The following is a 25887-nucleotide window of genomic DNA, read 5'->3' as shown; positions in this document are numbered from 1 at the left end:
GGCCTCAACCGGCTGCCGCGGCCCCGAACCACCGCGGCAGCCGGTCGAGCAGCTCCCGCTGGTCCTCCCCGGCCCAGGCGACATGGCCGTCCGGCCGCAGCAGGATGGCGGGCGCCGCCAGTTCCTCGCTGACGTCCACGACGTGGTCGACGCGGTCCGCCCAGCCCGCCACCGACAGCGCGCCGGTCTGGTCGAGCAGCAGCCCGCGGCCCTGGCGCAGCAGCGGGTAGAGCCGCCCGCGCTTCAGCTCCACGTCCCGCTGACGGCGGCCGACCAGGTCGTGGTCGTCGCCGAGGTCGTAGCGGACGTCGAGCGCGGTGATCTTCGCCATCAGGTGGCTGCTGACCTCCTCGTAGTCCATCAGCTCCGCCAGCAGTCGGCGCACCGCCCGCGCCCCGGGCTCGGTGGACATCAGCTCCATCTGGGCGCGGGTGTTGTCGAGGACGGCGGCGGCCACCGGGTGCCGTTCGGTGTGGTAGCTGTCCAGGAGCCCGTCCGGCGCCCAGCCGTTGATCTCGGCGGCCAGCTTCCAGCCGAGGTTGAAGGCGTCCTGGACCCCGAGGTTGAGGCCCTGGCCGCCGGTCGGCGGGTGGACGTGCGCCGCGTCCCCGGCGAGCAGCACCCGGTCGACGCGGTAGCGCTCGGCCTGCCGGGTGGCGTCACCGAAGCGGGAGAGCCAGCGCGGTGAGTGCACCCCGAAGTCGGTGCCCCCGGTCGTCCGCAGCGCCTGCGCGAAGTACTCCAGGGTGGGCGGGGTGGCCCGGTCCTCGGCCACCTCGGGGGCGGGTACGACGATCCGGTACACCCCGTCGCCGAGGGGCATGGCGCCGAACCGCAGTTGGGTCCTGCGCACCTCGGCCGTCACGGCGTCCAGCGTCTCCTGCGGCACGGACACCCTCATCTCGCCGATCAGGGTGTCGTGGCGGGAGGGTTCGCCGGGGAAGCCGACGCCGAGCAGTCCGCGCACCGTGCTCCGGCCGCCGTCGCAGCCGACCAGGTAGCGCGAGCGCAGCCGGGTGCCGTCGGCGAGTTCGGCGGTGACGCCCTGGTCGTCCTGGGCCAGCCCGACCAGCGCCTGGCCGCGCCTGACCTCGGTGCCGAGCGCGACGGCGTGCTCGGCCAGCAGCCGGTCGGTGACGGTCTGCCGGATGCCGAGGACGTAGCCGTGCGCGGTGTCCAGGCGCGGCGGCGTCGAGGTGCGGATGGCCGCGAAGAAGCCGCCGCTGAGCGGGTGTCGCTGCCCGAGTTCGAGGAACCGGTCCAGCAGGCCGCGCTGGTCCATCACCTCGATGCTGCGCACGTGCAGGCCGAGCCCGCGCACGAACGGCGTCGGCTCCGCCTCCTTCTCCAGTACGACCACCCGCACGCCGTGCAGTCGTAGTTCGGCGGCGAGCATCATGCCGGTCGGTCCGCCACCGGCGATGATCACGTCAATCATGGAACCCCCAGTTCGTTGGCCGGGCGATTCTCCGCCACGACGGGGGCCTTGCCGCAAGGCCCCCCGTGCGCTATAAGTTGAGAGTGGCAAGGAGAGGGTTCACCTCCTTGCCTTTCTTCTTGGCCCTTCTTGTCCGGCCCTTCTCGTCTGCCTTCACCCCGGCTGTCACGTCTGCCGCCGCTGTCTCGTCGTACGGGTGCAGGTGATTCCTCGATCAAGGAGCGGACGATGAACCTGGCCCTGTGGATCGCCGCTGGCCTCCTGGCCGCGGTGGCCCTCGTCGGCGGAGTCAGCAAGACGTTCGTGCCCCGCCAGACCCTGGGCGCGCACGACGGCGGCGGGTGGACCCTCGACGTCAGCGACGGTTTCGTGAAGTCCCTCGGCGTTCTGGAGCTGTCGGCGGCGGCGGGCCTGATCCTGCCCGCCGCGCTCGACATCGCGCCGGTGATGGTGCCGGTGACCGCCGCCTGCTTCGTCCTGCTGATGATCGGGGCGATGATCACCCATGGCCGCCGGGGCGAGTTCCGGTACGTCGGACTGAACGTGGCCTACTTCTCGCTGGCCGTGTTCATCGCGTGGGGCCGCTTCGGCCCGGAGTCCTTCACCGGCTGACGTCCCCGGCGCGCGGCGGGTCAGCCCGCCGCCCGCTTCACCAGGGCGGCGATCCGCGCCTCGGCGTCGGGGGTCAGCTCCGCCAGGGCGTAGGAGGTGGCCCACAGGGCGCCGTCGTCGAGGTGTGCCTGGTCGCTGAAGCCGAGGGTGGCGTACCGCGCCTTGAACTTCCGCGCGCTCTGGAAGAAGCAGACGATCTTGCCGTCCCTGGCGTACGCGGGCATCCCGTACCAGAGCTTGGGCGCGAGGTCCGGCGCGCTCGCCGTGACGAGGGCGTGGACCCTTTCGGCCAGGGCGCGGTCCGGCGCCTCCATCTCGGCGATCTTGGCGAGTACGGCGGCCTCGTCCTGGGCCGCCTTCTCGGCGCGGGACGTCCTGCGCGCCGACGCCTTGAGTTCCTGGGCGCGCTCCTTCATCGCGGCGCGCTCCTCGTCGGTGAAGCCGTCGTAGCCGTCGGTGGCGGACTTCTGGGCGTTCTTCACGGGGTGTTCCTCCTGGTCTGCGAACGGGTGGTGGGGGTGGCCGGTCAGGCCCAGGCCCCGGCGATCTGCCGGGTGCTGGCGTTCAGCCGGTTGAACAGGTTGGTGACGCCGACCATCAGGACGAGGGCGGCCAGTTGGGTCTCGTCGTAGTGGGTGGCGGCGGCGTCCCAGACGTCGTCGCCCACCGGGTCGGGACGGTCGGCGAGCCGGGTGGCGGCCTCGGCGAGCGCCAGGGCCGCCCGCTCCGCGTCGGTGAAGTACGGGGCCTCGCGCCAGGCGGCGACCGTGGCAAGACGCTCGTCGCTGACCCCGGCCTTGCGGGCGGTCTTGGCTCCGGCGTCGACGCAGGAGGAGCAGCCGTTGATCTGGCTGACCCTCAGGTGCACCAGCTCCAGGGTCTGCGGGTCGACGCCGCCGGAGTGGGCGGCCTTGAAGACCTGCTGGATGGGCTGCATCGCGGCGGACAGGACGACGGCGGGGTTGCGCATCCGGGACTGCATGGTGTGCTCCTCTTCTGGGCCGGTGCCCCGTTCCCCCGGGGCATGGCTCCATCACAGCCGCACCGGTGCGCACGGACCACGGCGGTGGGACACCGTGGGACAGCCGGAACGCCCTTGACCAGCGGCGACTTGGCTCGCGAGACTTCACCCGGAGCGGGACGGAACACCGGGGGAAGGGCGGGGGACAGTGGTGGACGCGTCAGGGCGGCAGGCACGGGGCGAGCCGCAGGGGGAGCTGGCGGGGCGGCTGCGCGCGCTCCAGGAGCTGTCCGGGCTCGGGGTGCGGGCGCTCGCGCGGGACACCGGCCTCAGCTCGTCGTCGCTGTCGCGCTATCTCAACGGGCAGACGGTGCCGCCGTGGCCCGCGGTGGTCGCCCTGTGCCGGGTGGTCCGGCGTGACCCGCGCCCGCTGCGCCCGCTGTGGGAGCGCGCGTCGAACCCGTTGCCCGCGCCGCCGAAGAGCAGCCGCCAGGGCCGCCCGCTCCCCCGCAACGACCTGCCGCGTGACGTGCCGGACTTCACCGGGCGTGCGGAGCAGCTCGCGGCCGTGTTCGCCGCCGTGGAGAGCCACCGGGTGGTGTCCGTCGACGGGATGGCGGGCGTCGGCAAGACGTGTCTGGCGGTGCACGCCGCGCACCGGCTGGCCGCCGACTTCCCCGACGGCCAGCTCTACGTCGATCTGCACGGGTTCACCGAGGGCAGGCCGCCGCTGGACGCCGACTCCGCGCTGCGGGCGCTGCTCGCCGCGCTCGACGTGCCCTCCGAGCGGGTCCCGCAGGACGGGCTGGAGCAACTGGCCGCCTGCTGGCGGGCGGAGCTGGCCCGCCGCCGGGTCGTCGTGGTCCTCGACAACGCCGCCGACGCCGAGCAGGTCCGTCCGCTGCTGCCGGGCGCGGGTCCCTCCGTCGCCCTGGTCACCAGCCGCAACCGGCTCCTCGGCCTGGACGAGGTGCCGCCGGTCTCGCTCGACGTGCTCAGCCCCGAGGAGAGCGCGGAGCTGCTGGTCCGGGCCAGCGGCGACCCGGGCGGCCCCGAGGGCAGGCTGGCCCGCGACCCGGAGTCCGCCGCCGAGGTGCTGCGGCGGTGCGGGCACCTGCCGCTGGCGCTGCGGCTGGCCGGGGCGCGGCTGCGGCACCGGCCGGGCTGGACGGTGGGCGTGCTGGTGGAGCGGCTGGCGGCGGGCGCGAGCGAGTTCGACACCGCGTTCGCCATGTCCGTAAGGCAGTTGGGCCGCCCGCAGGCGCGGCTGTTCCGGCTGCTGGGGCTGCTGCCGGGGGCGTCGTTCGACGAGTACGTCGTCGCGGCGCTCGCGGACCTGCCGGTGCGGGACGTGCGGGCGATGCTGGAGGAGCTGCTCGACGCGCACCTGGTCCAGCAGCCCACGGCGGACCGCTACCGGCTGCACGACCTGGTGCACCAGCACGCCCGCCGCGCCTCGGCGGAGCAGGACCCGGCGGCGGAGCGGGAGCGGGCGCTCGGCCGGGTCCTGGACTACTACGTGCACGCCGCTGCCGCCGCCGACGCGGCGATGCCGTTCCTGTCCCCCGGCGCGCCCCCCACGGCGGGCCGTCCCCCGGCCGAACTGCCGCCGTTCGCCGACAAGAACGCCGCGTTCGCCTGGCTCACCGCGGAGTACGGCAACCTGATGGCCGCCTTCGAGACGGCCGCCGCCGTCGGCGCCGACACGCACGTGTACGAGCTGCCGCGGTTCCTGCGGGCGTACTTCGCGCGGCGCTGCGGTACGACGCACCTGAACGTCCTCTTCGAGCGGTCGCTGGCCGCGGCCGAGCGGCTGGGCGATCCGGTGCGGCTGGCCGAGGCGCACAGCGACCTGGGGTTCGCGCGCTACAACGCGGGCCGTCTGGCGGAGGCCGCCGCCGGGTACGAGGCGGCGGGGCTGCGGGTGGCGCAGGCGGGGGACGCCCGGGTGGCGGCCGAACTGGCGTTGCGCCGCGGCTATCTGAGCTGGGACGCGGGCGGCGTCGAGGAGCCGCTCGACCTCTTCCGGCTGGCGGGGAAGCTGTACGAGGAGGCCGGTTGTCCCGCGGGGGCCGCGCACGCCGCCGCCGCGGAGGCGTGGGCGACGCTGCAACTGGGGCACCGGGAGGAGGCGGCGCGCCGGCCCGGGAGGTGCTGGACGTCCCGCACGCCGACCCCGCCTGGGCGCCCGCGCTGACGGCCCGGATCACCCTCGGCGTGGCGCTCGCCGACGTGGCGCCGGAGGAGGCGGCGGACCACCTGTGCCGGGCGCTGGTCCTGGCCCGGGAGGACGGGCACCTGAACAACCAGGCGTGGTGCCTGAACTGCCGGGGCGTCGCGCTGCGCCGGATGGGCCGCTACGAGGAGGCGCTGGCCAGCCACCGGGAGGCGTTCGCGCTGCTCGACGAGTTGTTCGAGGAGCACTGGAAGATCCACTTCCTGAACGGCTACGCCGAGACGTGCCGCCTCGCGGGCCTGCCCGAGGAGGCGCTGCGGCTGCACCGGCAGGCGCTGGAGCTGGCCCCGCGGCTGGGCAACCGGCACCAGGAGGCGCTGGCCCACGAGGGCATCGCCGTACTGCTCGACGGGACCGATCCGGAGGGGGCCGCCCGGCACCGGGCGTCGGCGCGGGCTCTGGTGGGCGAACTTCACCCGTTCGGCGCCGCTCCGGCGTGAGGGGGCGCGAGCGGGCGTTTCCGGCCCGGGGGTCGGTCGTTGGGCCAGGCATGATCAAGAACCTCGTTCGTGTCTCCGTCCTGGCCGCCGCTCTCCTGGCGACCGCCGTTCCCGCCGCGCAGGCCGCCTGGCACCCGGTGCCGTCCGCCGGGGTCCCCGGGGCGCCGTTCCTCAACGGTGTCCTCGGTTCGCTTGAGCTGGGGCACCCGGCGTCCTCCCCGCAGTCCCTGGTCCCCTCCGGGGTGCTGGGCAGGTGACCGGCGGCGCGTGAGGGGCGGTCCGGGTCTCCCGGGCCGCCCCTTCGTCATGTCAGGGGCCCTGTTCCTCCGCGTGCCGTACGGCCTTCTTCACGTCCGCCTCGACCGAGTTCCGGGACTGGCCCTGGTCCTTGGCGTGCTCGGTGACCGCCGCCTGGACGTCGCGGGCGAGGTCACGCCAGGCCCGCCAGGCGGTCTCGTAGGTGGTGGTCTGCTGTTCGCTCCACGGGTGGGCGGTGGGCGACCCGTACTGGGCGCGCAGCCGCTCGACCTGGGCGTGCGCGGTGTCGGCGGCGCGCTGCATCTCCACGAGTTCGTCGAAGGTGTGTGCCACGGGCGGATCGTATGCCGATCACCCGGAATGCCCCGTTCTCGACTCGCGCGCCGGTCTCGACCCTTTGACAAAGCGGAACATTGATCCGTATCGTAAACGGAACAACGCTCCGCTTCCGTTCGCGGGTGCGGAGCCGAGCGAAAGGACCGCGCGCCATGGCCGGACCAGGCCCCGCCCTCCCCCTCAACGCCTTCCACTCCCCCGCCCCCGTCCTCTCCGTCAGCCCGGTGACGCTGTCCGTGCCCGGACGCCCCGTGGACCTCGAACTGCGCGTCTCCGCGCCCGTCACCGGCACCGGACTGCCCGTCGTGCTGCTGTCGCACGGGCACGGCCCCTCGAACCACCTCTCCTCGCTCAACGGCTACGCGCCGCTCGCCCACTTCTGGGCGGCGCACGGGTTCGTGGTGCTCCAGCCCACCCACCTCAACTCCGCGACGCTGAGCCACCTGGTCGCCGACGACCCCGGGGCGCCGCTGTTCTGGCGCTCGCGTGCCGAGGACATGCGGCACATACTCGACCGGCTCGACCTGATCGAGGAGGCCGTGCCGCAGCTCGCCGGGCGCGTGGACCACGACAGGGTCGCCGTCGTGGGGCACTCCCTCGGCGGCCACACCGCGAGCCTGCTGTTGGGCGCCCGGCTCACCGACCCCGACGACGGTCGGGTGGTCGACCTCCTCGAACCGCGGATCAGGGCGGGCGTGCTGCTCGCGGCGCCCGGCCGGGGCGGCGACGCCCTGAACGGGCCGCGGGCGGACCTGGTGTCGGCCTTCCGGACCTCCGACTTCAGCACCATGATCACGCCCGCCCTGGTCGTCGCCGGTGACCAGGACGACTCCCGGCACTTCACCGACCTCGGCCCGGAGTGGCACGCCGACCCCTACGCCCTCGCGCCCGCCCCCAAGACCCTGCTCACCCTGTTCGGCGCGGAGCACGGCCTCGGCGGCGTCGCCGGGTACGACGCCGCCGAGACCACCGACGAGGACCCCGGCCGGGTCGCCGCGCTCCAGTGGCTGACCTGGGGCTACCTCCGCAGCCAGCTCAGGCCCGGGGACGCCGCCTGGCAGACGGTGCGGGACGCGCTCACGCGGCGGGCGGACCCGGTCGGGCGGGTGGAGTGCAAGTAGCCGCGCACCAGCGTCAGTCGTAGTTGTCCCCGTGGGTGAGGGTCTCCCAGGCGACGAAGAGGTTGTTGCTGCCCGCCGGCCGGTTCCGCTCGGTCAGCGTCCGGGTGTTGGTCATGGCGTGGCCGAGCCGGTTGTGCATCGCGTTGTAGCCGACCTCGGTGACCGGGCCGAGGCCGAGGTGCAGGGTGCCGCCGCACAGCCAGCTCGGTACGGCCGTCCCCAGCTCGTACTTCGCCTGGAAGCCCAGCGCGTGCCGCAGCCGCTCGCCCACGTCGGTGCCGTACAGGTCCTGCCCCTGGATGCGGCTCGTCTCCGCGACGTGGGAGATGGCGGAGATGCCGTAGCCGGTGTGGGTGAGGTCCCGGCAGGTCTCCTGGGTGAGGCCGGTGACGAAGGTGCCCTGCCCCTGCCAGTACCGGACGATCTTGTCGCGGGTGTCGAGGTTCTGGCTCGGCACGGTCTTCGGCAGGTCGCCGTCGGAGGCGAGGTAGACGTAGGCGGCGGTGCGGGTGCGGAACCTGGCCATGGCCTGGTCGTACGACGTCCGGTCCTCCAGGAAGACGGAGATGCCGACGGCGGCCTCCATCATCGACAGCTCCCAGTTGCCGTTGGAGTTCGAGCCGTTGATGACCTCGGGGAGGTAGACGGTGCGCAGCATCGTCGCGAAGCGGCCGGAGTTGGGCCAGCCCCCGGTGTACGTGTACTTGATGATCTCGGCGGCCCTGGGCCAGGAGGAACCGGCCCAGCCGGTCTGCAACGGCGCGTTGCTGTTGGTGTGGTCCTGGATGACGGCGGACCAGGCGTCCATCAGCTCGATGGCCTTGCGCGCGTGCCGCTCGTCCCGGGTGACGTACCAGGCGAGCGCCTGGGTGTAGGCGGCGATCGCGTCCTCGCGTTCGTCGGTGCAGCCGTAGTTGGGGTTGGAGTAGGAGCCGCACTCGACGACCGCCCGGGGCCTGGGGACGCGGTTGAGGTCGGCGTACCTGCTGGCCATCATCTGGTCGAACGCGCCCTTCCAGGGCTGTGCCCCGGCGTTGACCATGCTGCGGGTGAAGTCCAACTGCCCCCGGGAGACGGTGACTCCGGGGTGGGTGAAGGTGGCGGGCGCGGCGTCGGCGCGCGGGGCGCCCGGCCAGGCGAGCAGCCCGGCCAGCAGGGCGGTGACGGCGGCGGTGAGGAGGAGAGGGAAGAGGGGGAGGAGCGGGGAACGGCGGCGGGTTCCGCGGTGGGGGTGAGCGGATGTGGGTGACATGAAGGTCCGTTCTCGCATGTGAACGACATTCGCTTCGCTGAACTAGCACTGCGAGCCGACCATAGGTACGGACCAACACCCCGTCAAGCGGGAGGACGCGTCAGGCTTCCGTGCCCGCCAGCGCGTCGATCGCCGCCATCGCGGTACCGCGCAACCGCCCCACGTCCACCCCCGCGCGGGAGCGCAGGTTGATGCCGTACGCCAGCAGGGCGAGCATCTCCGCGCCCGTGTCCGGGTCGGCGCCCTCGGCCAGTTGGCCCAGCCGCCGGGCCGTCAGCAGCGTCTGGCGCAGGGCGTCGCGGAGCGCCGCGTGCTGCCGGTCGAGGAGGGCGAGCACCTCGGGGTCGCCGTTCCCGGCGCCCGCGTGGGCGTTGGAGATCATGCAGCCCCAGCGCGCGTACTCGCCCGAGCAGCGGGTCTCGACCAGCCCGCTGAAGAAGTCCCGGAGGGCGGGCAGCCCCCGCTCGTCCGCGGTGAGCCGTTCGAGGACGGGACGTGAGCGGCTCGCGGCGTAGCGGTCGAGGGCGGCGCGGTACAGCTCCTGCTTGCCGCCGTAGGTGGCGTACAGGCTGGAGCGGTTGAGTCCGGTCGCGTCCACGATGTCCTGGATGCCGGTACTGGCGAACCCCTGCCGCCAGAAGAGCCGGACGACCGTGTCCAGGGTCGCCTCCGGATCGAAGTGCTTGATATCCGGCATGTCCGCTCCCGCCCGCTTCCGTGCGCCTATGACACGTCACCTACGCGCCAACTTGAAATGAGAGTTCCAAGATAACGCCGCGGGCGTCGACGTGGAGCGCGCTCCAAGGGCTATCTTGAAACAACCGTTCCAAGATTTTCCGGAGGGACCCATGAGCGTCAACGCCGAACTGCGCGCCTTCTTCGACAGCCGCCAGGCACAGTTCCCCGAGCACGTCCGCGCCGTGATGCGGCGGGCGGCGCGGGAGCTGGCCGACTCCGGGCAGGCCGACCGCGCCCTGACCGTGGGCGACAAGGCCCCCTCCTTCACCCTGCCCTCCGCCACCGGAGAGACGGTGGAACTGGACGCGCTGCTGGCCGAGGGTCCGGTGGTGCTGACCTTCTACCGCGGCGCCTGGTGCCCGTACTGCAACATCGCCCTGCGCTCCCTCCAGCGGCACCACGACGCCATCACCGCCCGCGGCGCCCGGCTCGTCGCCGTCTCCCCGCAGACGCCCGACGCGTCCCTCACCCTCGCCGAGAAGCACGAGCTGGCCTTCGACGTGCTGAGCGACCTCGGCAGCGACACCGCCAAGCAGTACGGCCTCGCCTTCGACGTGCCGGACGACCTGGCCGCCGTCTACGAGGAGTTCGGCATCGACCTGCACCGCGCCAACGGCGGCCACGCCCGCACCCTGCCGCTGCCCGCGACCTTCGTCATCGACGGCGGCGGCACCATCCGCTGGGCGTTCGCCGACACCGACTACACCACCCGCGCCGAACCGGCCGACATCCTCGCCGCGCTGGACGGGCTCCGCGCCGCCTGACGCTCACCCGGACGGCACGGCTGCGACGCGCCAAGGCGGACGGGGACCCGCGTCACGCGGGTCCCCGTCCTCCCAGCCCCCGGGTCAGGCGCCCGGCAGCACCCCGGTGCGGGCCACCTCGGCGTACCAGTGGGCGCTGGCCTTGGGGATGCGGGTGCCGGTCGGGTAGTCCACGTACACCGCGCCGAAGCGCTTGCTGTAGCCGTGGGCCCATTCGAAGTTGTCCAGCAGGGACCACAGGAAGTAGCCCCGCACGTCCGCGCCGTCCTTGATGGCCTCGTGCACGGCGGCGAGGTGGCCGCGCAGGTAGGCGATGCGGTCGGGGTCGTTGACGTTGCCCTCGGGGTCGGCGTAGTCGGGGAACGCGGCGCCGTTCTCCGTGATGACCAGCGGCAGTTCGGGGAAGTCGGACGACAGCCGCAGCAGCAGTTCGTGCAGGCCCGACGGGTCGATGGCCCAGCCCATGGCGGTGGTGTCGCCGGGCGGCTGGTGGAAGGCGACCTCGTCGGCGCCCGGCCACGGGCTGTGCGCGCTGTTGCCGTGCCCGTCGGAGTTGTGGGTGCCGGAGCCGTCGGCCCGGGAGACGAGCGTGGGCGAGTAGTAGTTGACGCCGAGGAAGTCCAGCGGCTGGTGGGCCGCCTTCAGGTCGCCGTCCTGCACGAAGGACCAGTCGGTGAGTGAGGCGGTGTCCGCGAACAGGTCCTCGGGGTAGGCGCCGCGCAGCATGGGGCCGGTGAAGACCCGGTTGGCGAGTGCGTCGATGCGGCGGACCGCGTCGGCGTCGGCCTCGCTGCCGGTCAGCGGGCGGACGTGGTGGATGTTGAGGGTGACCGAGCACTGCGCGTCGGCGGGGAGGCGGTCGCGCAGCGCCTGGACGGCGAGTCCGTGGCCGAGGTTGAGGTGGTGGGCGGCGCGCAGCGCGGCGACCGGGTCGGTGCGGCCGGGGGCGTGCACCCCGGAGCCGTAGCCGAGGAAGGCGCTGCACCAGGGCTCGTTGAGGGTGGTCCAGGTCTTCACCCGGTCCCCGAGGGCGTCGGCCGCGAGGGCCGCGTACTCCGCGAACCGTTCGGCGGTGGCGCGCTCCGGCCAGCCGCCCGCGTCCTCCAGCTCCTGCGGGAGGTCCCAGTGGTAGAGGGTGGCGACGGGCCGGATGCCCTGGGCGAGGAGTTCGTCGGCGAGGCGGCGGTAGAAGTCCAGGCCCTTCTGGACGGCGGGACCGCGGCCGGTCGGCTGGATGCGCGGCCAGGCCAGGGAGAACCGGTAGGCGCCGACGCCGAGTTGGGCCATGAGCGCGACGTCCTCGCGCCAGCGGTGGTAGTGGTCGGTGGCGATGTCACCGGTGTCGCCGTTGCGGACCCGCCCGGGGGTGCGGGCGTAGGTGTCCCAGATGGACGGGGTGCGGCCGTCCTCGGCGGCGGCCCCCTCGATCTGGTACGAGGCGGTCGCGGTGCCCCAGAGGAAGCCCTTCGGGAAGGTGCGGGAGGCGTCCGGGGCGGACGCGGTCTGCTGCTGCGCTGCGGTGACCACGTAGGTCCTTTCAGGTGGGAGGGGAACGGTGGGGAGGGATCAGCCCTTGACGGCGCCCGCCATGATGCCGCTGACGATCTGACGGCCGAAGACGATGAACATCGCAAGCAGGGGCAGGGTGCCGAGCAGGGCGCCCGCCATGATCAGGGACTGGTCGCGGATGTACCCGGCGCTGAGCTGGGTGAGCGCGACGGGGACCGTCGGGTTGGTCATGTCGAGGACCACGAACGGCCAGAAGAAGTCGTTCCAGGCGTGCACGAACGTGATCATGAACAGCACGGCCATCGCGGGGCGGGCGACCGGCAGCACGATGGACCAGAAGATCCGCAGCGAGTGCGCGCCGTCCACCCGCGCCGCCTCGACGAGTTCGTCCGGCAGCGCCTCCGACAGGTACTGCCGCATGAAGAACACACCGACCGCGCTGACCAGGGTGGGGAAGATGACGGCGGGCAGCTCCTGCGACCAGCCCAGCTCGGCCATCATCATGAACAGCGGTACGACGCCCAGTTGCGGCGGCACCATCATCGTGCCGATGACCAGCATCAGCAGGATGTTGCGGCCCTTGAACCGCAGCTTGGCGAAGGCGAACCCGGCGAGCGTCGCGAAGAACACCGTGGACAGGGCGATCACCCCGGCCACGATCAGGCTGTTGATCATGGCCTTGCCCATCGCGGCCTCGTCCCAGGCGCGGGCGAGGTTGCTGAACAGGTTCGGGCCGGGCAGGAACGGCGGCGGGGTCTGGCTGACCCGGGTGTTGTCGGTGGAGGCCGCCACCATCGTCCAGTACAGCGGGAAGATGGACAGGATCGCGGTGATGGCGAGCAGGACGTAGGCGAGCGGGCCCGCGTGGTGCTGACGCCCGGCACGCTGGCCGAGGAGGCGGCGGCCGGTGGTGCGCTTCTCGGGGGCCCGGGCCGCCGGGGCGTTGCTCCGGACCGGGAGGCTCTCGGTGGTCATCGCGGACTCCTGGGGGCGACGCGGGCGGTGCGGGCGCGCAGCAGCCTGATCAGGCGCTGGGCGACGAAGACGAGGACGAGCAGCAGGAACATCGCCCAGGCGACCGTCGCCGAGCGGCCCATCTGGTAGTTCTTCCAGCCCTCCTCGTACAGCAGCAGACCGAGCGTCTGGTACTGGTTGTCCGCGCCGCCGGTCACGCCGTTCGGGCCCTGACCGAAGATCAGCGGCTCACCGAACAACTGGGTCGCGCCGATCGTGGAGAGCACGATCGTGAAGACGATGGTGGAGCGGATGCCCGGCACGGTGACGTGGGTGAACTGCTTCCAGCGGGAGGCGCCGTCGATGGCGGCGGCCTCGTACCGGTCGGCGGGGATGGCCTGCATAGCGGCGAGGTAGAGCAGCGCGTTGTAGCCGGTCCAGCGCCAGATGACGATGGTGGAGATCGCTACCTGGGCGGGCCACTTGTCGGCCTCCCAGTTCACCGGGTCGAGGCCGATGCCGCCGAGCGCCCAGTTGATCATGCCGAAGTCGCGCTCGAAGAGCATGGTGAAGACCAGGGCGGCGGCACCGACCGAGGTGGCGTACGGCACCAGCGAGGCGACGCGGAAGAACAGCGAGCCGCGCATCCGGTAGTTGAGCAGGTGCGCCAGACCGAGCGCCATGAGGAGCTGCGGGACGGTGGAGATGACGCCGATGGTGATCGTGTTCTGGAGGGCGTTCCAGAAGCGGGAGTCGTTCCACAGGTCGACGTAGTTGTCGAACGCCACCCACTCCATGACGTCCAGGGTGGCCAGTTCCACCCGGTGCAGGGAGATCCAGGACGTGTAGATCAGCGGGTAGAAGCTGAACGCGGCGAAGATGACGAAGAACGGCGCGACGAACGCGTACGGGGCGCCCTTGATGTCGGCCAGGTGCAGCAGCGCGCCGAGCCGCCGGGTGGGCCGGTCGCCGCCCGGCTCGGCGCGATCCGGCCGGGCGTTGGTGGTGGAGGTGGCCACCGCGGTTCCTTCCTGAGAGCGGGTGGGTGAGCCGGGGCTCGGGGCCCGCCCGCCCGTGGGTACGGGCGGGCGGGCCCCCGGGGACGGCGGCCGGTCAGCCGACCGCCTTCTCGATGCGCTCCGCGGTGGTGTCCCACGCCTCGTCACGCGCGGTGCCCTGCTGCTCGATCAGGGTCAGGCCCTGGGAGAAGGTGTCCTTGATGGTGCCGTCCTTGCGGCCCAGCACCTGCTTGTCGGGGATCTCCTGGGCGGCGGCGCCGAAGATCTGGCCGATGGGCGCGCCGTTGAAGTACTCCGAGGTGGCGTTCTTGACCTCGGCGCTGTCCAGCGCGGTCTTGGAGGAGGGGATGTTGCCCAGCTCCTCGAAGATGTGGGTCTGCTGCTCGGGAGCGGTCAGCCAGGCGACGAGCTTCTTGGCCTCCTCCTTCACCGGGCTCTTGTCGATCACGCCGAGGAAGGAGCCGCCCCAGTTGGCGCCCTGCGGGGCCTTGGCCACGTCCCACTTGCCCTTGTTGGCGTCACCGGCCTTCTCGCTGATGTGGCTGAGCATCCACGCCGGGCAGACGGCGGTGGCGAAGGTGCCGTTGGCCAGGCCCGGGTCCCAGCCCGGCTGGAACTGGCGGAGCTTGGCGGTCAGATCGTCCTCGGCGGCGTCCGCGGCGAGGTTCCACGCCTCCTTGACGACCGGGTTCTTGTCGTAGATCAGCTCGCCCTGCTCGTCGTAGTACTGCTCGGAGTGGCCGTAGACCATCGCGTTGAACAGGCCGCTCGCGGCGTCCATGTAGGCGACCTTGCCGCCCTTGAAGCCCTTCTTGAAGTCGCGGCCGACCTCGACGTACTTGGCCCAGTCGCCCTCCCAGAGCTTGCCGACCTCCTCGCGGTCGGTGGGCAGGCCCGCCTGCTCGAAGTAGTCCTTGCGGTAGCAGACGGCCATCGGGCCGATGTCGGTGCCCAGGCCCAGGACCTTGCCGTCGCCGGTGGTGATCTGGGACAGCTTCCACGGCAGGAAGTGGTCGGTGCCGGGCACGTCGGAGAAGTCGGCGAAGCGGTCGGCCTGGGTGTCGGTGATTTCTTTGGCCCTACCAATTTCTATGCCCTGGATGTCCTTGAGGCCGTTGCCCGCGGCCAGCCTCGTCTGGAGGGCGGTGTAGTAGGTCTGCTCGTCACCGGCCACCTCGACCTGGACGTCGACGCCGGGGTTCTCCTTCTCGTACTGCTCGATCAGGCCCGTCTCCTTGATGCCCATGACCCCGAACAGGCCCATGGTGATGACGGTCTTGCCGTCCTTCTTGCCGCCGCCCGTCACCGAGTCGTCGCCGCCCGAGCAGCCGACGAGGAGCGCGAGCGCGCCGGTGGCCGCGACGAACGCGACGGCTCTGGTTCGGAACGACCTGTCTGCAAGGCCCATGGTTTCTTCCTCCAACGGACGGCTCTGGCACACCGGAGTCATGAGAGTGGATGATCTTGGTGGGCACGTTCCCACCGAGGGGTGGGAACGTACCCACCGGTGGTGAGAAGACTCATGGCAGCGACCGTCCCTGTCAATAACTTGAAAACAATTGCCCGAACGGACCCGGGCTGAGCGTTCGCTTCCCGAGCCCGGTGGGGGTGCTGCCGCCGTTCCCGCGTCTGCCACAATGCCGCTGGTCAGGTCCGCGTCGGTGAGGAGCACGCAGTGGGGAACCGCCGTCCCACGATCAAGACGGTCGCCGCCCGCGCCGGGGTGGGACGGACGACCGTCTCCCGGGTCATCAACGGCTCGGAACTCGTCAGCGCCGACGCCCGCGCCCGGGTGCTCGCGGCGATCAAGGAGCTGAACTACGTCCCCAACTCCGTCGCCCGGGGGCTGGTGACCAGCCGCACCAACGCGGTGGCCCTGGTGATCCCGGAGTCGGAGAGCCGCCTCGGCTCCGAGCCGTTCTTCGCCGCGCTGATCCGCGGGGTGAGCGGCGCGCTCGCCGAGACCCGCACCCAGCTCCAGCTCATGCTCGTCCGTGACCAGGCCGAACGCGACCAGCTCACCGCCTCGGTGGCGACCCGCCGGGTGGACGGGGTGCTGCTGGTCTCCGTGCACGCCCAGGACCGGCTGCCCGGCATCCTGGAGGACCTCGGCCTGCCGACGGTGCTCGCGGGCCGCCGTGACGAGGGCGAGCGGCTCAGCCACGTCACCTCCGACAACGCGGGCGGCGCCGCGGCTGCCGTACGGCACCTGCTGGAGCGCGGCAGGCGCCGGATCGCCACCATCACCGGGCCGCTCGACATGGACGTGGGCCGCAGCCGCCTCGCGGGCTGGCGCGACGCGCACCGCGCGGCCGGGGCCGTCGCCGACGAACTGCTGGTGGAGGCCGGGGACTTCACGGAGGAGGGCGGGCGCCGGGCGATGCGTTCACTGCTTGAACGCGCGCCGGATCTGGACGCCGTCTTCGCCGCGTCCGACCTGATGGCCGTCAGCGCCCTGACGGAGCTGCGCCGCCAGGGGCGGCGGGTGCCGGGGGACGTCGCCGTCGTCGGTTTCGAGGACTCCGTCCTCGCCCGGCACACCCATCCCCCGCTGACGACGGTCCGGCAGCCGGTGGAGGAGCTGGGCCGGACCATGGCCGGGATCCTGCTCGACGAGATCACCGAGGCGGCACCGGCGGGGCGCCAGGTCACGCTGCCCACGGAGCTGGTGGTGCGGGAGTCGTCGTAGGGGGTGCCGTTCTCCCCGAGGTCGGGAGTGCCGTTTTCCGTGGGGGTGACGGGGGAACCCGGGGCGCGCGTACGGAAGGGGGCCGGGCGGGCGTACGGAACGGAAGGGGGCGTACGGAAGGGGACGAGCCGTGTCCGACACCGATCTGCTCCGCATCCGGGAGGACGCCCTGCCGCTGTCGGACGCGGCCTCGCTGGACCCGCTGCTCGACCGCGTGGGGGACGCCCGCTATGTGCTGGTGGGCGAGGCGTCGCACGGTACGGCCGACTACTACCGGCTGCGGGGCGCGCTGACCCGCCGCCTGATCGAGGAGAAGGGGTTCTCCCTCGTCGCCGTGGAGGGCGACTGGCCGGACTGCCAGGCCGTCAACGCCTCGGTGGTCGCGGCGCCGGCGCGTACACGGGGACCGTGCTGGCGGCGACCGGGTGGGGTGCGGAGCCGCGGGTCATGGACGTGCCGCCCGCGCACGCGGGCAGCCTGGAGGAGCTGCTGCACCAGGCCGCGGTGCCCGGGCGGCGGGCCCTGTTCGTCTTCCCGCACGTGCAGTTGCAGCGGCCTCCGTCGACGGGCCCGCGCGCGTGGTTCCACCAGGAGCGCGGGCACCGGGCGATCGGCGTCGTCTACCGGCCGCGCCACGAGCACCTCGGCACCTACGTGCCGACGGTGCTGTCCCAGCGGTACGACGCCTTCTGCTACCTCGACGACAGCGAGGCGGTCACGCCGCTGCGCGGGGCTCCGGTGCTGCTGTGACGTGTGGTGCCGTGCGGTGACGGAGGGCGTCGGGGTCCTGCCGCGGTTCTTGGTGAACGTTTTCCGCACCCGTGGTGAACCGAAAGCGCGTTCACGGCGTGCAACCCGGCAAGAACCGGCCGCAGCCAGGCGCGCCGCCTGGAAAGGAACGACGCATCGTGCCCACGGACTACGCATGTCACACGGCGGCTGAGCAGGCCGCTCACTGCCTCGCTCCCGTCTCCGCCTTACTGGCGCCCGACGCGCACGGGCCGACGGCCGACGCGGAGGTCATGCCGGTCGTGCTGCGCAACTACCTGGGCGCCGCGCGGCCCGCCCCGACGACGGTGCGGACGGCCGCGCCGGTGGTCACGGTGTCGATGGGCGCGCTGGCGGTGCGGCTCTGTCTCGACGGGCTGCGCGCGGAGATGGAGGGCGCGCTGTCGCTGTGGCACGGGAGTCTGGCGCAACGGTTCCCGGAGGTGCTGGGGCGGGGGCGGGCGGCGGTGCGCGAGTGGCAGGTGCTCCAGGAGCTCCAGGCCGACGCGCAGGAGGTGCTCACGCTGCTGGCCCAGCGGGAGCGGCACGGGCCGTCGGGGGCGCGGATGCTGGGCGGGCAGATCATGCTGCTGGAGGACGCGCTGTGCGGCGCGCTGCGGCGCCTTGCGGTGCCCGCGGACGCCGCCGAGGAGTGCGCGGGCGGGCTCGCGCGGGCGGTGGGCTCGCTGTTCGGCCTGGGGGCGGCGCCGGTCGCGCACTGAACGGGGCGGGCGGGACGCGGGGAAGGGGTGAGGCGGGGAGGCGGGAAGGCGGGGAGGCGGGAAGGCGGGAAGGCGGGAAGGCGCCGGGAAGTGCGCGCTTTGCGGAACCTTTGCGTGGGGGCCGGTCGTTGGAGGGTCGAGCGCGCGTGAGCGGGTTCGAGACAGACGGCAGAAGCCCTTCATCAATACCGAGGTGACCTTCGATGGCAGTGTGGGACCGGCTCAAGGACCAGGCCAAGGCGCTCCAGCAGTCCCAGGGCGGGCACGGCGGCCGTGGCACGCGGTCCGGCGGTGGATCACGGGCCCAGCTCGTCAGCGCGCTGAAGACCCAGCTCGGTTCGCTGAAGACGGAGCTGAAGAGCGGCGCGTACCGGGACGCCAGCATGGCGATGTGCGCGCTGGTCGCGGCGGCCGACGGGCATGTGGACGCGGCGGAGCGGCAGCAGATGGAGTCGCTGATCGTCAGCAACGACGTGCTGCATAACTTCCCGCCCGAGCAGCTCCGCCAGCGCTTCGGCAAGCACGTCGACCGCCTGACGTACGACTTCGCGCAGGGCAAGGCCGAGGCCCTGCAGGAGATCGCCAAGACCGCCAAGAAGCCGACCGAGGCCCGCGCGGTGATCCAGATGGGCATCGTGATCGCGGGCGCCGACGGCCACTTCTCCCAGGCGGAGGAGACGGTCATCCGGGAGGTGTGCGGCGCCCTGGGGATCTCCCCGGCGGAGTTCCAGCTCTGATCCGCACCGGCCGCCGGGTCCGTGGCACCGCCCGGCCCGGGGAACAATCCGGGCGCGGGTGGTGCTGATCCGGGTGCCCCTGGGGGATCGTGGAGTGGATCTCGGTTGGGGGGCTTCCTGATCCGGCGGAGGAGCGTGAAGACCGATGGCGACCGCAGAGCGTGACTGGCCGTCCGCGAGTGAGGGCACGTCTTTGGTGACGAGGTGTGGGCGCAGGATTTCCGTGCGCCGGCTGCGGCTCGCGGTCGCGGAGCGGCCCATCAGCCGGGTCACGCTGGACGTCGGGCAGTACCCGGGCGGGGAGTCCGGGGTGTGGGCGGCGCTCACCGCGGCCGAGGCGCGTGATCTGGCCGGTCTGCTGTTGCTGCACGCGCGCCAGGTCGAGCGTGACGCCGAGACCAGCGCGCCGTCGGGTGTGACCTCCTGACCGTCCGGTCAGCCTGGCGGGGGCGTCTGACGGTCGGTCAGGTCGATCAACCGGTCGAGCGGGGTGCCGTGCGCCCAACGGCTCAGCAGGGCGCCGTCCACCAGGCGGGTGTCGGGCCTGGCGCGCGCCCACGCGGTGTCCCGGGCGCCGAAGGTGCCCCGGTGCACGACCAGCCGCAGCGGGGGTTCGCGGTCGCGCCGGTGGGGCGGGTCCTCGTCCGGCAGCGGTTCGGCGACGGGGCGGAACGCCACCTCAAGGCGCGGTCCGTCCGCGCGGCGGGCCCGCACCCGGGGCCGTACCCCGCCACCGGGCGCCCGGCGTGCCGTCCAGCCGTCGCGGCGCAGCATGTGGCAGACGGCGAGGGCGAGGCCGTCCGGGTCCAACTCGGCTATCTCGTGCGGGGTGTAGTACCCGAGGCGGCGGCGGAGCCGGGGCCGACGGCACACGACGGTCACCGGGACGACGACCGCCACCAGGGCCGCCGCGGCCATGAGGACCCCGGCGCCCAGGTGGCGGTAGGCCGCCGTCAGGGCGGCGAACGCGCCACACGCGACCAGGACCAGCACGGTGAGCGCGGGCAGTACCTCGCGTAACTCGGGTCCGTACCGGCCCTGGGTGCGCAGCAGTCGCACCGCCTGGCGTCGCCGGGCACCTCTCGATGCCGGTCGGCCGGTTACCCGGCGGCGCCATGTCACCGGGCCAGCTCCCCCCAACCCTCAGCGCGTGCGCGTGGGGGAAGGCATACCCAGGCGGGCGGGGTGTCAGCCCCGGGCGAGCAGTTCCAGGGTGTCGATCACCCGGTTGGAGAAACCCCACTCGTTGTCGTACCAGGCGACGACCTTGATGTGGCGGCCGTCGACCCGGGTGAGGGCGGAGTCGAAGATCGACGAGGCCGGGTTGCCGGTGATGTCGGCGGAGACCAGCGGGTCGTCGGAGTACTCCAGGATTCCGGCGAGCGGGCCCTCGGCCGCGGCGCGGTACGCCTCCAGCACCTCGTCGCGGGTCACGTCCCGCGCGACGGTGGTGTTGAGTTCGACGATCGAGCCGACCGGGACCGGCACCCGGATCGAGTCGCCGGACAGCTTGCCGTCGAGGTTCGGCAGCACCAGGCCGATCGCCTTGGCGGCGCCGGTCGTCGTCGGCACGATGTTGACGGCGGCGGCGCGGGCGCGGCGGGCGTCGCGGTGCGGGCCGTCCTGGAGGTTCTGCTCCTGGGTGTAGGCGTGCACGGTCGTCATGAAGCCGTGCTCGATCCCGGCGAGCTGGTCCAGTACGGCGGCCAGCGGCGCGAGGGCGTTCGTCGTGCACGAGGCGTTGGAGACGATGGTGTGCAGCTCGGCGTCGTAGGCGTCGGTGTTGACGCCGTAGGCGAGGGTGACGTCGGCGCCGTCCGAGGGCGCGCCGACGAGCACCTTCCGCGCGCCCGCGTCGAGGTGGGCGCGGGCCGCCTTGGCGGAGGTGAAGCGGCCGGTGGCCTCCAGCACGATGTCCACGCCGAGTTCGGCCCAGGGCAGCCGTGCCGGTTCGCGCTCGGCGAGCACCTTGATCCGGCGGCCGTCGACGACGAGGGTGTCCCCGTCGACGGTCACCGGGCGGCCGAGGCGGCCCGCGGTGGTGTCGAAGGCGAGCAGCCGGGCGAGGGCGGCGGGCTCGGTGAGGTCGTTGACGGCGACGATCTCCAGGTCGCTGTCGCGTTCCAGGAGGGCGCGCAGCACGTTGCGCCCGATGCGGCCGAATCCGTTGATGGCGATGCGCGTCATGAGGGGTGTCCCTTCATCCCTTCGTCCCCGGGGGTTCCGGCGTCCCTGCGGTCCGACGCCCCGGGGCCTTGCGTCCCTTGGTTCGTCACCAGCCTCGCGCGCCGCGTCCGCGGGTGGCCGGGGCGGGAGCGCCACGGTTCGCAAGGATCGCGCCAGGCGCTCCCGGCCGCCCCGTCCCGCCCCTACTCGCCCCGGGCGAAGGTGCGCCGGTACTCGCTCGGGGTGGTGCCCAGGATGTGCTGGAAGTGCAGGCGCAGGTTGGCGCCGGTGCCCAGGCCCACGTCGACGGCGATCTGCTCGACGCTGCGCTCGGAGCGCTCCAGCAGTTCACGGGCCGCGTCGACGCGGGCGCGCATCACCCACTGCATCGGCGTGTACCCGGTGTCGTCGACGAACCGCCGCGACAGGGTGCGCGGCGAGACCGCGGCGTGCCGGGCGAGCACCTTGAGGCTGAGGGGCTCGCCGAGCCGGTGCAGCGCCCACTCCCGGGTGGCGGCGAACCGCTCCCCCAGCGGCTCGGACACGCTGCGCGGCACGAACTGCGCCTGCCCGCCGCTGCGGTAGGGCGCCGCGACCAGCCGCCGGGCGGCGTGGTTGGACGCGGCCACGCCGAGGTCGCCGCGCAGGACGTGCAGGCACAGGTCGATGCCGGAGGCGGCCCCGGCGGACGTCAGCACGCTGCCCTCGTCGACGAACAGCACGTTCTCGTCGACCTGGACGAGGGGGTGCCGGGCCTTCAGGGCGCGCGCGTAGTGCCAGTGGGTGGTGGCGCGCCTGCCGTCGAGCAGTCCGGTCGCGGCGAGCGCGAACGCGCCGGTCGAGATGGCGGCGAGCCGCGCGCCCCGGGCGTGCGCGGCGCGCAGCGCGTCGACGACCGCGGGCGGCGGGTCGTCGCGGTCCGGGAACCGGTAGCCGGGGATGAAGACCAGCTCGGCCCACTCCAGCACGTCGAGGCCGTGGGCGACGTGGTACGACAGTCCGTCGCCGCCGGTCACCAGGCCGGGCGCGGCCCCGCACACCCGTACCTCGTACGGCATACTCGCCCGGGTCGTGAACACTTGCGCGGGGATGCCGACGTCGAGCGGCTTGGCCCCTTCGAGTACCAGGACGGCGACGCGGCGCAGCGGAGGAGGTGGCACGCCGGACAGGGTACGAGGCGCCGGGCCCGGATCGCGTCAGTGGGTGTTCCAGCTCGTGGGGACGCCGTGGTACGGGCGGCGTTCGAGGCGCCGCCAGGTCGCCTTCGGGGGCCGCGCGGCGGGCGGGTCCGGCGGGCCGGGGCGCGCGTCCGTGTCCTGGCGGCGCTGCCGCAGCCACGCGAACACGGCGACGAGCGCGGCGAGGTCCTGGGCGCTCGCCTCGCCCTTCTCGACCCGCAGCAGCGGTTCGTACGGAGCCTCCACCCGCCTCTCCCTCCCGCTGGCCACCGGGGCCGACGTTAGGGGCGGGCGGGCGGTCGCCGCCATGCGGGCGGGCCGGGACTGGGGTCGATGCTGGGGCGGTCACCAGGGCGGCGCGCCGGGTCGCTCGGGCAGGCTCGGGGCCCATGACGATATCCCGCCCGTTGCCGGAACGCGCTGGAGTGCCTCGTGGGTGATCTGTCCTCCCGGTCCGCCTGGTCCCGGCTGCGCGGCCATGTCGCCGCCCACCGCGGACGGTACGCGGTCTACCTGATCGGCTGTCTGCTGTTCTCCAGCGGCGCCGCCTGCTTCATCCACGCCGACCTGGGCACCGACCCGCTCGACGTGTTCGCCCTCGGCGTCCTGGAGCACGCGCCGCTGACCATCGGCATCGTGCAGGCCACGGTCGCCGCGGTGTGTCTGGCCGGATGGGCGGCGTGGAACCGGCGCAGGCCGCCGGTGTCGCCGTTCGTCACGTTCTTCCTCTGCGGCAGCATCATCGACGCGCTGCGGGCGCTGGAGGCGGCCTCCCTGCTGCCCGTCCCCAGCACTGTGCTCATGCTCGTCGGGGTGGGGCTGTGCACCTACGGCTCGGCGCTGATCATCATCAGCGGGATCGGCATCCGCGCCATGGACCTGGTGGCGATCACGATGACGCACCGCTGGCGCTGGCCGTTCTGGACCGCCAAGGGCAGCCTCGAACTGGTGCTGCTGGCGGCCGGTTGGGTACTGGGCGGGCCGGTGGGCGTCGGCACCGTCTGCTTCCTGGTGCTCGTCGACACCCTCCTCCAGCCCTGTATGCGGCTGAACACCCGCCTGTTCTCGCTGCGCAACCACGGGCTCGCGGCTCCGGCCCCGGTCACCGCCCGGCTGGAATCCGACCCCGCCTGAGGAAGGCCACGCCCTTGACCACCGTCGACACCTCCGCGCGACCGGCCGCCGGATGGGCGCTGCGGATGCGGGACGCGGCGCCCGCGCGGCCCCCGCTGGTGCGGCTCGTCTGCGTGCCCTACGCGGGCGGCGGCGCGGCGGCCTTCCACAGCTGGTCGGAGCTGCTGCCCGCGACGATCGAACCGTGGGCGGTGCGGATGCCGGGCCGTGACGCCCGCCTCCAGGAGCCGCTGCGCACCGACCTGCTGGCCACGGCACGGGAGCTGGCGCGGGCGCTGGCGCCCGAACTGGGCGGGCCGTACGCGTTCTTCGGGCACAGCCTGGGCGCGTTCCTCGCCTTCGAGACGGTGCGCGCGCTGCGGGAGCTGGGGCTGCCGGAGCCGGTGCTGCTCGCCGTGTCGGCCCGGAACGCGCCGCAGCACCGCACGTACGCCGGGACCGTGCACCGGCTGCCCGACGACGAGTACCTCGACGTGCTGGACCAGCGGTACGGCGCGATCCCGCCGCTGCTGCGCGAGGACGCCCAGATGCGGGCGATGTACCTGCCGATCCTGCGCGCCGACACCACGATGCTGGAGACCTACCGCTACACGCCGGGGCGTCCGCTGGGCTGCCCGGTGGTGGCGTACGGCGGGGTCGACGACCCGGAGACGACGACGGCGTCCCTGGCCGCGTGGGGAGAGGTGACGGGCGCCGGGTGCGGCACGCTGCTGCTGCCCGGCGGGCACTTCTTCCTCCAGCCGTCGCGGGAGCCGCTGCTCACGCACCTGTCGGCGGAGCTGCTGCGCGCGCTGGTGCCGTGAGCGCGCTGGTACGCGGGACGTTCAGCGTCTGCGGGCCGTGATGAGGACGTACCCGAGGCCGGGTGTGTCGAAGGTGTCGTCCTCGGTGTCGAGGAGGACGCGCACCACCTCCTCGCCCGCGAGGGCCACCCATTCGTCGCGGTGCTCCGCCAGCGTCGCCCGCAGCCGGTCCCGCAGCGGTCGCGGGACGCACACCCGCGCGGTGACGTCGGACTGGTCGAGGACGTCGAACCCGGCGGCGCGCAGCATCGGCTGGTAGGCGGCCAGCGGTACGGCCGTCACCAGCGGGTGGGGCGTGGACCAGTCGCGGCCGGGCTGGTGGAACATGTCGGCGACGGCGAGCCGGGCCCCCGGTCGGAGCACCCGGGCGGCCTCCCGCAGGGCGCGCGGCTTGTCGGTCATGTGGATCAGCGACTCGAAGAACCAGGCGGCGTCGAACGACGCGTCCGGGTACGGCAGTTGCTGGGCGTCGGCCCGTTCGAAGCGGACCCGGTCGGTGAGCCGGGCCTGCCGGGCGCGGACGCTGGCGTGCTCGATCTGACGGCGGCTGACGGAGACCCCGACGACCTCCACCGGGTGGCCGCGCGCCAGTTGGAAGGCGGGCTGCCCGATGCCGCAGCCGAGGTCCAGCACGCGCTGCCCGGTCCGGGGCGCGAGCCGCTCCACCATGAGCGCGGTCAGCCGCTCGGCGGCCACCTCGAAGCTCGCGTCGTCGTCCGCGTCCTTCCAGTAGCCGACGTGCAGGTTGCTGGCGCAGATGCGCGCGTGCGCGGCGACGAAGGAGTCGTACAGTTCGGCGACCGCCTCCGTGTGGGACGGGTGCGACGAGGTCATGTGGTGCCTCTCTGCGTCGGAGCACCGGAAGGTGGTGCGGGCGCCGTGCGGTGCCGTCGGCTGGCAGGTGCCCCGGTACGGCACCGCACGGGGCCGGTCAGGTGGTGTAGTACCAGCTCATCGGGGTCGCCCCGGCACCCGCGGCGGGGGTCTCGGGCGCCGGTTCCTGGCCGGGGTCAGCGGCGCAGCGCCGCCGCAGCGCGTCCAGGGCGGGCAGGGCCCGGGTCACGGTGTCGAAGGGCAGCCCGAAGTCGACCAGGCAGGCCACCTCGTCCACGCCGACGCCGCGCAGCCGCTCCACCGTCGCCGCGCACTTGTCCTCGGTGCCCAGCAGGGACCGGCGGCTGTAGTAGTCCTCGGCCATCAGCTCCGCCAGCTTGTCCTGCTCGGCCGCGTCGGTGCCGCGGGAGGTGCCGCTGACCTTGTCGTCGTTGCGCTTCTGCGTCATGAAGGACGCCAGGTAGCCCTTCACCGGCTCGCGTACGAGGTTCCACACCCGCTGTTCGTCGTCGCCGACGTAGGTGTGCATCCCCACGGTGACCGTGCCCGCCGCGGGGTCGTGCCCGGCCTCCTCGCGGGCGGCGCGGTAGTGGGCGATGTCCTCCTCCAGCTTCTCCCAACTGGTCAGCAGGGACAGCACGTTGAGTCCGCGCCTGCCCGCCTCCACCCAGGTCTGCGGGTTGGAGGTGTGCACGAGCCACATCGGCAGCTCCGGCTGGCAGGGCCGCGGATAGGTCCGTACGTCCAGGGGGCGGCCGTCGGGGCCGGGGAAGGACCGGGACTCGCCCCGCCACAGCGCGGCGATGGTGTCGACGTTGTCGAGGGTGTACTCGCGCCGGGTGGCGTAGTTGTCGGGGTAGAAGACGAAGTCGCCCTGGTGCCAGCCGGTGGCCAGGCACACCCCCACCCGCCCCTGGGAGAGCTGGTCGACCAGGGACCACTCCTCGACGACGCGGACGGGGTGGTGGTGGGGCGCCACCACGCTCCCGGCCCGGATGCGCAGGTTCTCCGTGGCCACGGCGATCCCCGCGGACAGTACGGCCGGGTTGGGGAAGCTGCCCCCGAACTCCTGGAAGTGCCGCTCCGGGGTCCAGATGGCGGTGAAGCCCTGGCGGTCGATGAAGCGGGCCACGTCCAGGATGAACCGGTAGCGGGCGCCGAAGTCGTTGCGGTCGTTGGCGGAGAAGAAGTAGACGCTGAAATCCATCGGTATCGGTT

General features: G+C 73.0%; 29 protein-coding genes and 1 pseudogene. 14 read left to right on the top strand and 16 right to left on the bottom strand.

Features of this window, described 5'->3' with window-relative positions; all coding sequences use genetic code 11:
* Positions 1 to 4: 4 nt before the first annotated feature.
* Positions 5 to 1438 carry a rifampin monooxygenase gene (rox, locus tag ACFQZ6_RS33340; RefSeq protein WP_381616981.1) on the bottom strand — a complete coding sequence of 478 codons (1434 nt, stop codon included), beginning with the start codon at positions 1436 to 1438 and terminating at the stop codon, positions 5 to 7.
* A 228-nt stretch (positions 1439 to 1666) separates the two neighbouring features.
* Between rox and ACFQZ6_RS33335 the strand changes: the two genes are divergently transcribed.
* Complete coding sequence (locus ACFQZ6_RS33335) at positions 1667 to 2050, top strand: DoxX family protein (RefSeq protein WP_381616978.1); 384 nt, start codon at positions 1667 to 1669, stop codon at positions 2048 to 2050.
* A gap of 20 nt (positions 2051 to 2070) precedes the next feature.
* On the opposite strand, the gene ACFQZ6_RS33330 is transcribed toward ACFQZ6_RS33335, so the two are convergent.
* Positions 2071 to 2466, bottom strand: a complete 396-nt coding sequence (locus ACFQZ6_RS33330) for an iron chaperone (protein WP_381618854.1) — start codon at positions 2464 to 2466, stop codon at positions 2071 to 2073.
* Between the two features lie 110 nt (positions 2467 to 2576).
* Positions 2577 to 3032: a carboxymuconolactone decarboxylase family protein gene (locus ACFQZ6_RS33325; protein ID WP_381616975.1), complete on the bottom strand. Its 456-nt coding sequence runs from the start codon at positions 3030 to 3032 to the stop codon at positions 2577 to 2579.
* A gap of 187 nt (positions 3033 to 3219) precedes the next feature.
* Here ACFQZ6_RS33325 and ACFQZ6_RS33320 point away from each other — a divergent pair, with 187 nt between their 5' ends.
* From ACFQZ6_RS33320 to ACFQZ6_RS33310, 3 genes are read left to right on the top strand one after another with little or no spacing between them, the layout of a single operon-like run.
* A complete protein-coding gene (locus ACFQZ6_RS33320; protein WP_381616972.1) occupies positions 3220 to 5208 on the top strand; it encodes an ATP-binding protein in 1989 nt (662 codons plus the stop codon).
* Positions 5163 to 5687, top strand: coding sequence for a tetratricopeptide repeat protein (locus tag ACFQZ6_RS33315; protein WP_381616969.1), 525 nt, complete (start codon positions 5163 to 5165; stop codon positions 5685 to 5687). Before ACFQZ6_RS33320 ends, ACFQZ6_RS33315 begins: the two co-directional genes overlap by 46 nt.
* A gap of 50 nt (positions 5688 to 5737) precedes the next feature.
* Positions 5738 to 5944: a hypothetical protein gene (locus ACFQZ6_RS33310; protein WP_381616966.1), complete on the top strand. Its 207-nt coding sequence runs from the start codon at positions 5738 to 5740 to the stop codon at positions 5942 to 5944.
* Positions 5945 to 5996: 52 nt separating this feature from the next.
* On the opposite strand, the gene ACFQZ6_RS33305 is transcribed toward ACFQZ6_RS33310, so the two are convergent.
* Positions 5997 to 6278 (bottom strand): hypothetical protein, encoded by a 282-nt coding sequence (locus tag ACFQZ6_RS33305; protein WP_381616963.1) that lies wholly within the window; start codon positions 6276 to 6278, stop codon positions 5997 to 5999.
* A gap of 155 nt (positions 6279 to 6433) precedes the next feature.
* Between ACFQZ6_RS33305 and ACFQZ6_RS33300 the strand changes: the two genes are divergently transcribed.
* The gene (locus ACFQZ6_RS33300) at positions 6434 to 7402 is read left to right on the top strand and encodes an alpha/beta hydrolase family protein (protein ID WP_381616960.1); all 969 of its coding nucleotides are present in this window, start codon (positions 6434 to 6436) and stop codon (positions 7400 to 7402) included.
* A 13-nt stretch (positions 7403 to 7415) separates the two neighbouring features.
* Here the strand turns inward: ACFQZ6_RS33300 and ACFQZ6_RS33295 are convergent, their stop codons facing one another.
* The gene (locus ACFQZ6_RS33295) at positions 7416 to 8654 is read right to left on the bottom strand and encodes an alginate lyase family protein (protein ID WP_381616956.1); all 1239 of its coding nucleotides are present in this window, start codon (positions 8652 to 8654) and stop codon (positions 7416 to 7418) included.
* A gap of 100 nt (positions 8655 to 8754) precedes the next feature.
* Positions 8755 to 9351, bottom strand: coding sequence for a TetR/AcrR family transcriptional regulator (locus ACFQZ6_RS33290; RefSeq protein ID WP_381616953.1), 597 nt, complete (start codon positions 9349 to 9351; stop codon positions 8755 to 8757).
* A gap of 151 nt (positions 9352 to 9502) precedes the next feature.
* On the opposite strand from ACFQZ6_RS33290, the gene ACFQZ6_RS33285 reads away from it, so the two are divergent.
* Entirely contained in the window at positions 9503 to 10156 is a 654-nt protein-coding gene (locus ACFQZ6_RS33285) for a peroxiredoxin-like family protein (protein WP_381616950.1), read from the top strand.
* Between the two features lie 84 nt (positions 10157 to 10240).
* On the opposite strand, the gene ACFQZ6_RS33280 is transcribed toward ACFQZ6_RS33285, so the two are convergent.
* The 4 genes from ACFQZ6_RS33280 to ACFQZ6_RS33265 all read right to left on the bottom strand — a co-directional run bounded on the left by ACFQZ6_RS33280 (position 10241) and on the right by ACFQZ6_RS33265 (position 15046).
* Positions 10241 to 11683 (bottom strand): GH1 family beta-glucosidase, encoded by a 1443-nt coding sequence (locus ACFQZ6_RS33280; protein WP_381616947.1) that lies wholly within the window; start codon positions 11681 to 11683, stop codon positions 10241 to 10243.
* 39 nt (positions 11684 to 11722) lie between these two features.
* On the bottom strand, positions 11723 to 12640 hold the full coding sequence (locus ACFQZ6_RS33275; protein ID WP_381616944.1) for a carbohydrate ABC transporter permease: 918 nt from the start codon (positions 12638 to 12640) through the stop codon (positions 11723 to 11725).
* Positions 12637 to 13638, bottom strand: a complete 1002-nt coding sequence (locus tag ACFQZ6_RS33270) for a carbohydrate ABC transporter permease (protein ID WP_381616940.1) — start codon at positions 13636 to 13638, stop codon at positions 12637 to 12639. The genes ACFQZ6_RS33275 and ACFQZ6_RS33270 overlap by 4 nt, the downstream gene beginning before the upstream one ends.
* Before the next feature lie 94 nt (positions 13639 to 13732).
* Positions 13733 to 15046 (bottom strand): ABC transporter substrate-binding protein, encoded by a 1314-nt coding sequence (locus ACFQZ6_RS33265; RefSeq protein WP_381616937.1) that lies wholly within the window; start codon positions 15044 to 15046, stop codon positions 13733 to 13735.
* Positions 15047 to 15313: 267 nt separating this feature from the next.
* Here ACFQZ6_RS33265 and ACFQZ6_RS33260 point away from each other — a divergent pair, with 267 nt between their 5' ends.
* From ACFQZ6_RS33260 to ACFQZ6_RS33235, 6 genes and pseudogenes are all read left to right on the top strand, one after another.
* The gene (locus ACFQZ6_RS33260; protein ID WP_381616934.1) at positions 15314 to 16327 is read left to right on the top strand and encodes a LacI family DNA-binding transcriptional regulator; all 1014 of its coding nucleotides are present in this window, start codon (positions 15314 to 15316) and stop codon (positions 16325 to 16327) included.
* Positions 16328 to 16457: 130 nt separating this feature from the next.
* Positions 16458 to 16706, top strand: a pseudogene (locus ACFQZ6_RS33255) (erythromycin esterase family protein); the annotation flags it as partial.
* A gap of 29 nt (positions 16707 to 16735) precedes the next feature.
* Positions 16736 to 17077, top strand: coding sequence for an erythromycin esterase family protein (locus ACFQZ6_RS33250; RefSeq protein ID WP_381616931.1), 342 nt, complete (start codon positions 16736 to 16738; stop codon positions 17075 to 17077).
* Positions 17078 to 17235: 158 nt separating this feature from the next.
* Positions 17236 to 17817 (top strand): hypothetical protein, encoded by a 582-nt coding sequence (locus ACFQZ6_RS33245; RefSeq protein ID WP_381616928.1) that lies wholly within the window; start codon positions 17236 to 17238, stop codon positions 17815 to 17817.
* A gap of 203 nt (positions 17818 to 18020) precedes the next feature.
* Positions 18021 to 18554, top strand: a complete 534-nt coding sequence (locus tag ACFQZ6_RS33240) for a tellurite resistance TerB family protein (RefSeq protein ID WP_381616925.1) — start codon at positions 18021 to 18023, stop codon at positions 18552 to 18554.
* Between the two features lie 223 nt (positions 18555 to 18777).
* Positions 18778 to 18981, top strand: a complete 204-nt coding sequence (locus ACFQZ6_RS33235; protein ID WP_381616922.1) for a hypothetical protein — start codon at positions 18778 to 18780, stop codon at positions 18979 to 18981.
* A gap of 8 nt (positions 18982 to 18989) precedes the next feature.
* Here ACFQZ6_RS33235 and ACFQZ6_RS33230 read toward each other — a convergent pair whose 3' ends face one another.
* The 4 genes from ACFQZ6_RS33230 to ACFQZ6_RS33215 form a co-directional block, all read right to left on the bottom strand.
* A complete protein-coding gene (locus ACFQZ6_RS33230; RefSeq protein ID WP_381616919.1) occupies positions 18990 to 19613 on the bottom strand; it encodes a hypothetical protein in 624 nt (207 codons plus the stop codon).
* Positions 19614 to 19742: 129 nt separating this feature from the next.
* Positions 19743 to 20741, bottom strand: a complete 999-nt coding sequence (gene gap, locus ACFQZ6_RS33225) for a type I glyceraldehyde-3-phosphate dehydrogenase (RefSeq protein WP_381616916.1) — start codon at positions 20739 to 20741, stop codon at positions 19743 to 19745.
* Between the two features lie 182 nt (positions 20742 to 20923).
* Complete coding sequence (locus ACFQZ6_RS33220; protein ID WP_381616914.1) at positions 20924 to 21880, bottom strand: GlxA family transcriptional regulator; 957 nt, start codon at positions 21878 to 21880, stop codon at positions 20924 to 20926.
* Positions 21881 to 21916: 36 nt separating this feature from the next.
* The gene (locus ACFQZ6_RS33215; RefSeq protein WP_381616912.1) at positions 21917 to 22144 is read right to left on the bottom strand and encodes an acyl-CoA carboxylase subunit epsilon; all 228 of its coding nucleotides are present in this window, start codon (positions 22142 to 22144) and stop codon (positions 21917 to 21919) included.
* A 186-nt stretch (positions 22145 to 22330) separates the two neighbouring features.
* Between ACFQZ6_RS33215 and ACFQZ6_RS33210 the strand changes: the two genes are divergently transcribed.
* Positions 22331 to 23032 carry a YczE/YyaS/YitT family protein gene (locus tag ACFQZ6_RS33210; RefSeq protein WP_381616909.1) on the top strand — a complete coding sequence of 234 codons (702 nt, stop codon included), beginning with the start codon at positions 22331 to 22333 and terminating at the stop codon, positions 23030 to 23032.
* Between the two features lie 14 nt (positions 23033 to 23046).
* Entirely contained in the window at positions 23047 to 23835 is a 789-nt protein-coding gene (locus ACFQZ6_RS33205; protein ID WP_381616907.1) for a thioesterase II family protein, read from the top strand.
* A 21-nt stretch (positions 23836 to 23856) separates the two neighbouring features.
* Here ACFQZ6_RS33205 and ACFQZ6_RS33200 read toward each other — a convergent pair whose 3' ends face one another.
* On the bottom strand, positions 23857 to 24669 hold the full coding sequence (locus tag ACFQZ6_RS33200) for a class I SAM-dependent methyltransferase (protein ID WP_381616904.1): 813 nt from the start codon (positions 24667 to 24669) through the stop codon (positions 23857 to 23859).
* Between the two features lie 97 nt (positions 24670 to 24766).
* A complete protein-coding gene (locus ACFQZ6_RS33195) occupies positions 24767 to 25876 on the bottom strand; it encodes a MupA/Atu3671 family FMN-dependent luciferase-like monooxygenase (RefSeq protein ID WP_381616901.1) in 1110 nt (369 codons plus the stop codon).
* Positions 25877 to 25887: the final 11 nt, after the last annotated feature.

Source organism: Streptomyces flavalbus, assembly GCF_042674625.1.
Lineage (GTDB): Bacteria > Actinomycetota > Actinomycetes > Streptomycetales > Streptomycetaceae > Streptomyces > Streptomyces flavalbus.
The sequence above is the reverse complement of the archived record's forward strand: the minus strand, read 5'-3'. Positions and strand labels throughout refer to the sequence as shown.

What these genes read in the sequence shown, in the direction of transcription:
- rox (WP_381616981.1), bottom strand. Translation starts at nt 1,438, where the DNA reads ATGATTGACGTGATCATCGCCGGTGGCGGACCGACCGGCATGATGCTC.
- ACFQZ6_RS33335 (WP_381616978.1), top strand. Translation starts at nt 1,667, where the DNA reads ATGAACCTGGCCCTGTGGATCGCCGCTGGCCTCCTGGCCGCGGTGGCC.
- ACFQZ6_RS33330 (WP_381618854.1), bottom strand. Translation starts at nt 2,466, where the DNA reads ATGAAGGAGCGCGCCCAGGAACTCAAGGCGTCGGCGCGCAGGACGTCC.
- ACFQZ6_RS33325 (WP_381616975.1), bottom strand. Translation starts at nt 3,032, where the DNA reads ATGCAGTCCCGGATGCGCAACCCCGCCGTCGTCCTGTCCGCCGCGATG.
- ACFQZ6_RS33310 (WP_381616966.1), top strand. Translation starts at nt 5,738, where the DNA reads ATGATCAAGAACCTCGTTCGTGTCTCCGTCCTGGCCGCCGCTCTCCTG.
- ACFQZ6_RS33300 (WP_381616960.1), top strand. Translation starts at nt 6,434, where the DNA reads ATGGCCGGACCAGGCCCCGCCCTCCCCCTCAACGCCTTCCACTCCCCC.
- ACFQZ6_RS33295 (WP_381616956.1), bottom strand. Translation starts at nt 8,654, where the DNA reads ATGTCACCCACATCCGCTCACCCCCACCGCGGAACCCGCCGCCGTTCC.
- ACFQZ6_RS33290 (WP_381616953.1), bottom strand. Translation starts at nt 9,351, where the DNA reads ATGCCGGATATCAAGCACTTCGATCCGGAGGCGACCCTGGACACGGTC.
- ACFQZ6_RS33285 (WP_381616950.1), top strand. Translation starts at nt 9,503, where the DNA reads ATGAGCGTCAACGCCGAACTGCGCGCCTTCTTCGACAGCCGCCAGGCA.
- ACFQZ6_RS33275 (WP_381616944.1), bottom strand. Translation starts at nt 12,640, where the DNA reads ATGACCACCGAGAGCCTCCCGGTCCGGAGCAACGCCCCGGCGGCCCGG.
- ACFQZ6_RS33265 (WP_381616937.1), bottom strand. Translation starts at nt 15,046, where the DNA reads ATGGGCCTTGCAGACAGGTCGTTCCGAACCAGAGCCGTCGCGTTCGTC.
- ACFQZ6_RS33240 (WP_381616925.1), top strand. Translation starts at nt 18,021, where the DNA reads ATGGCAGTGTGGGACCGGCTCAAGGACCAGGCCAAGGCGCTCCAGCAG.
- gap (WP_381616916.1), bottom strand. Translation starts at nt 20,741, where the DNA reads ATGACGCGCATCGCCATCAACGGATTCGGCCGCATCGGGCGCAACGTG.
- ACFQZ6_RS33200 (WP_381616904.1), bottom strand. Translation starts at nt 24,669, where the DNA reads ATGACCTCGTCGCACCCGTCCCACACGGAGGCGGTCGCCGAACTGTAC.
- ACFQZ6_RS33195 (WP_381616901.1), bottom strand. Translation starts at nt 25,876, where the DNA reads ATGGATTTCAGCGTCTACTTCTTCTCCGCCAACGACCGCAACGACTTC.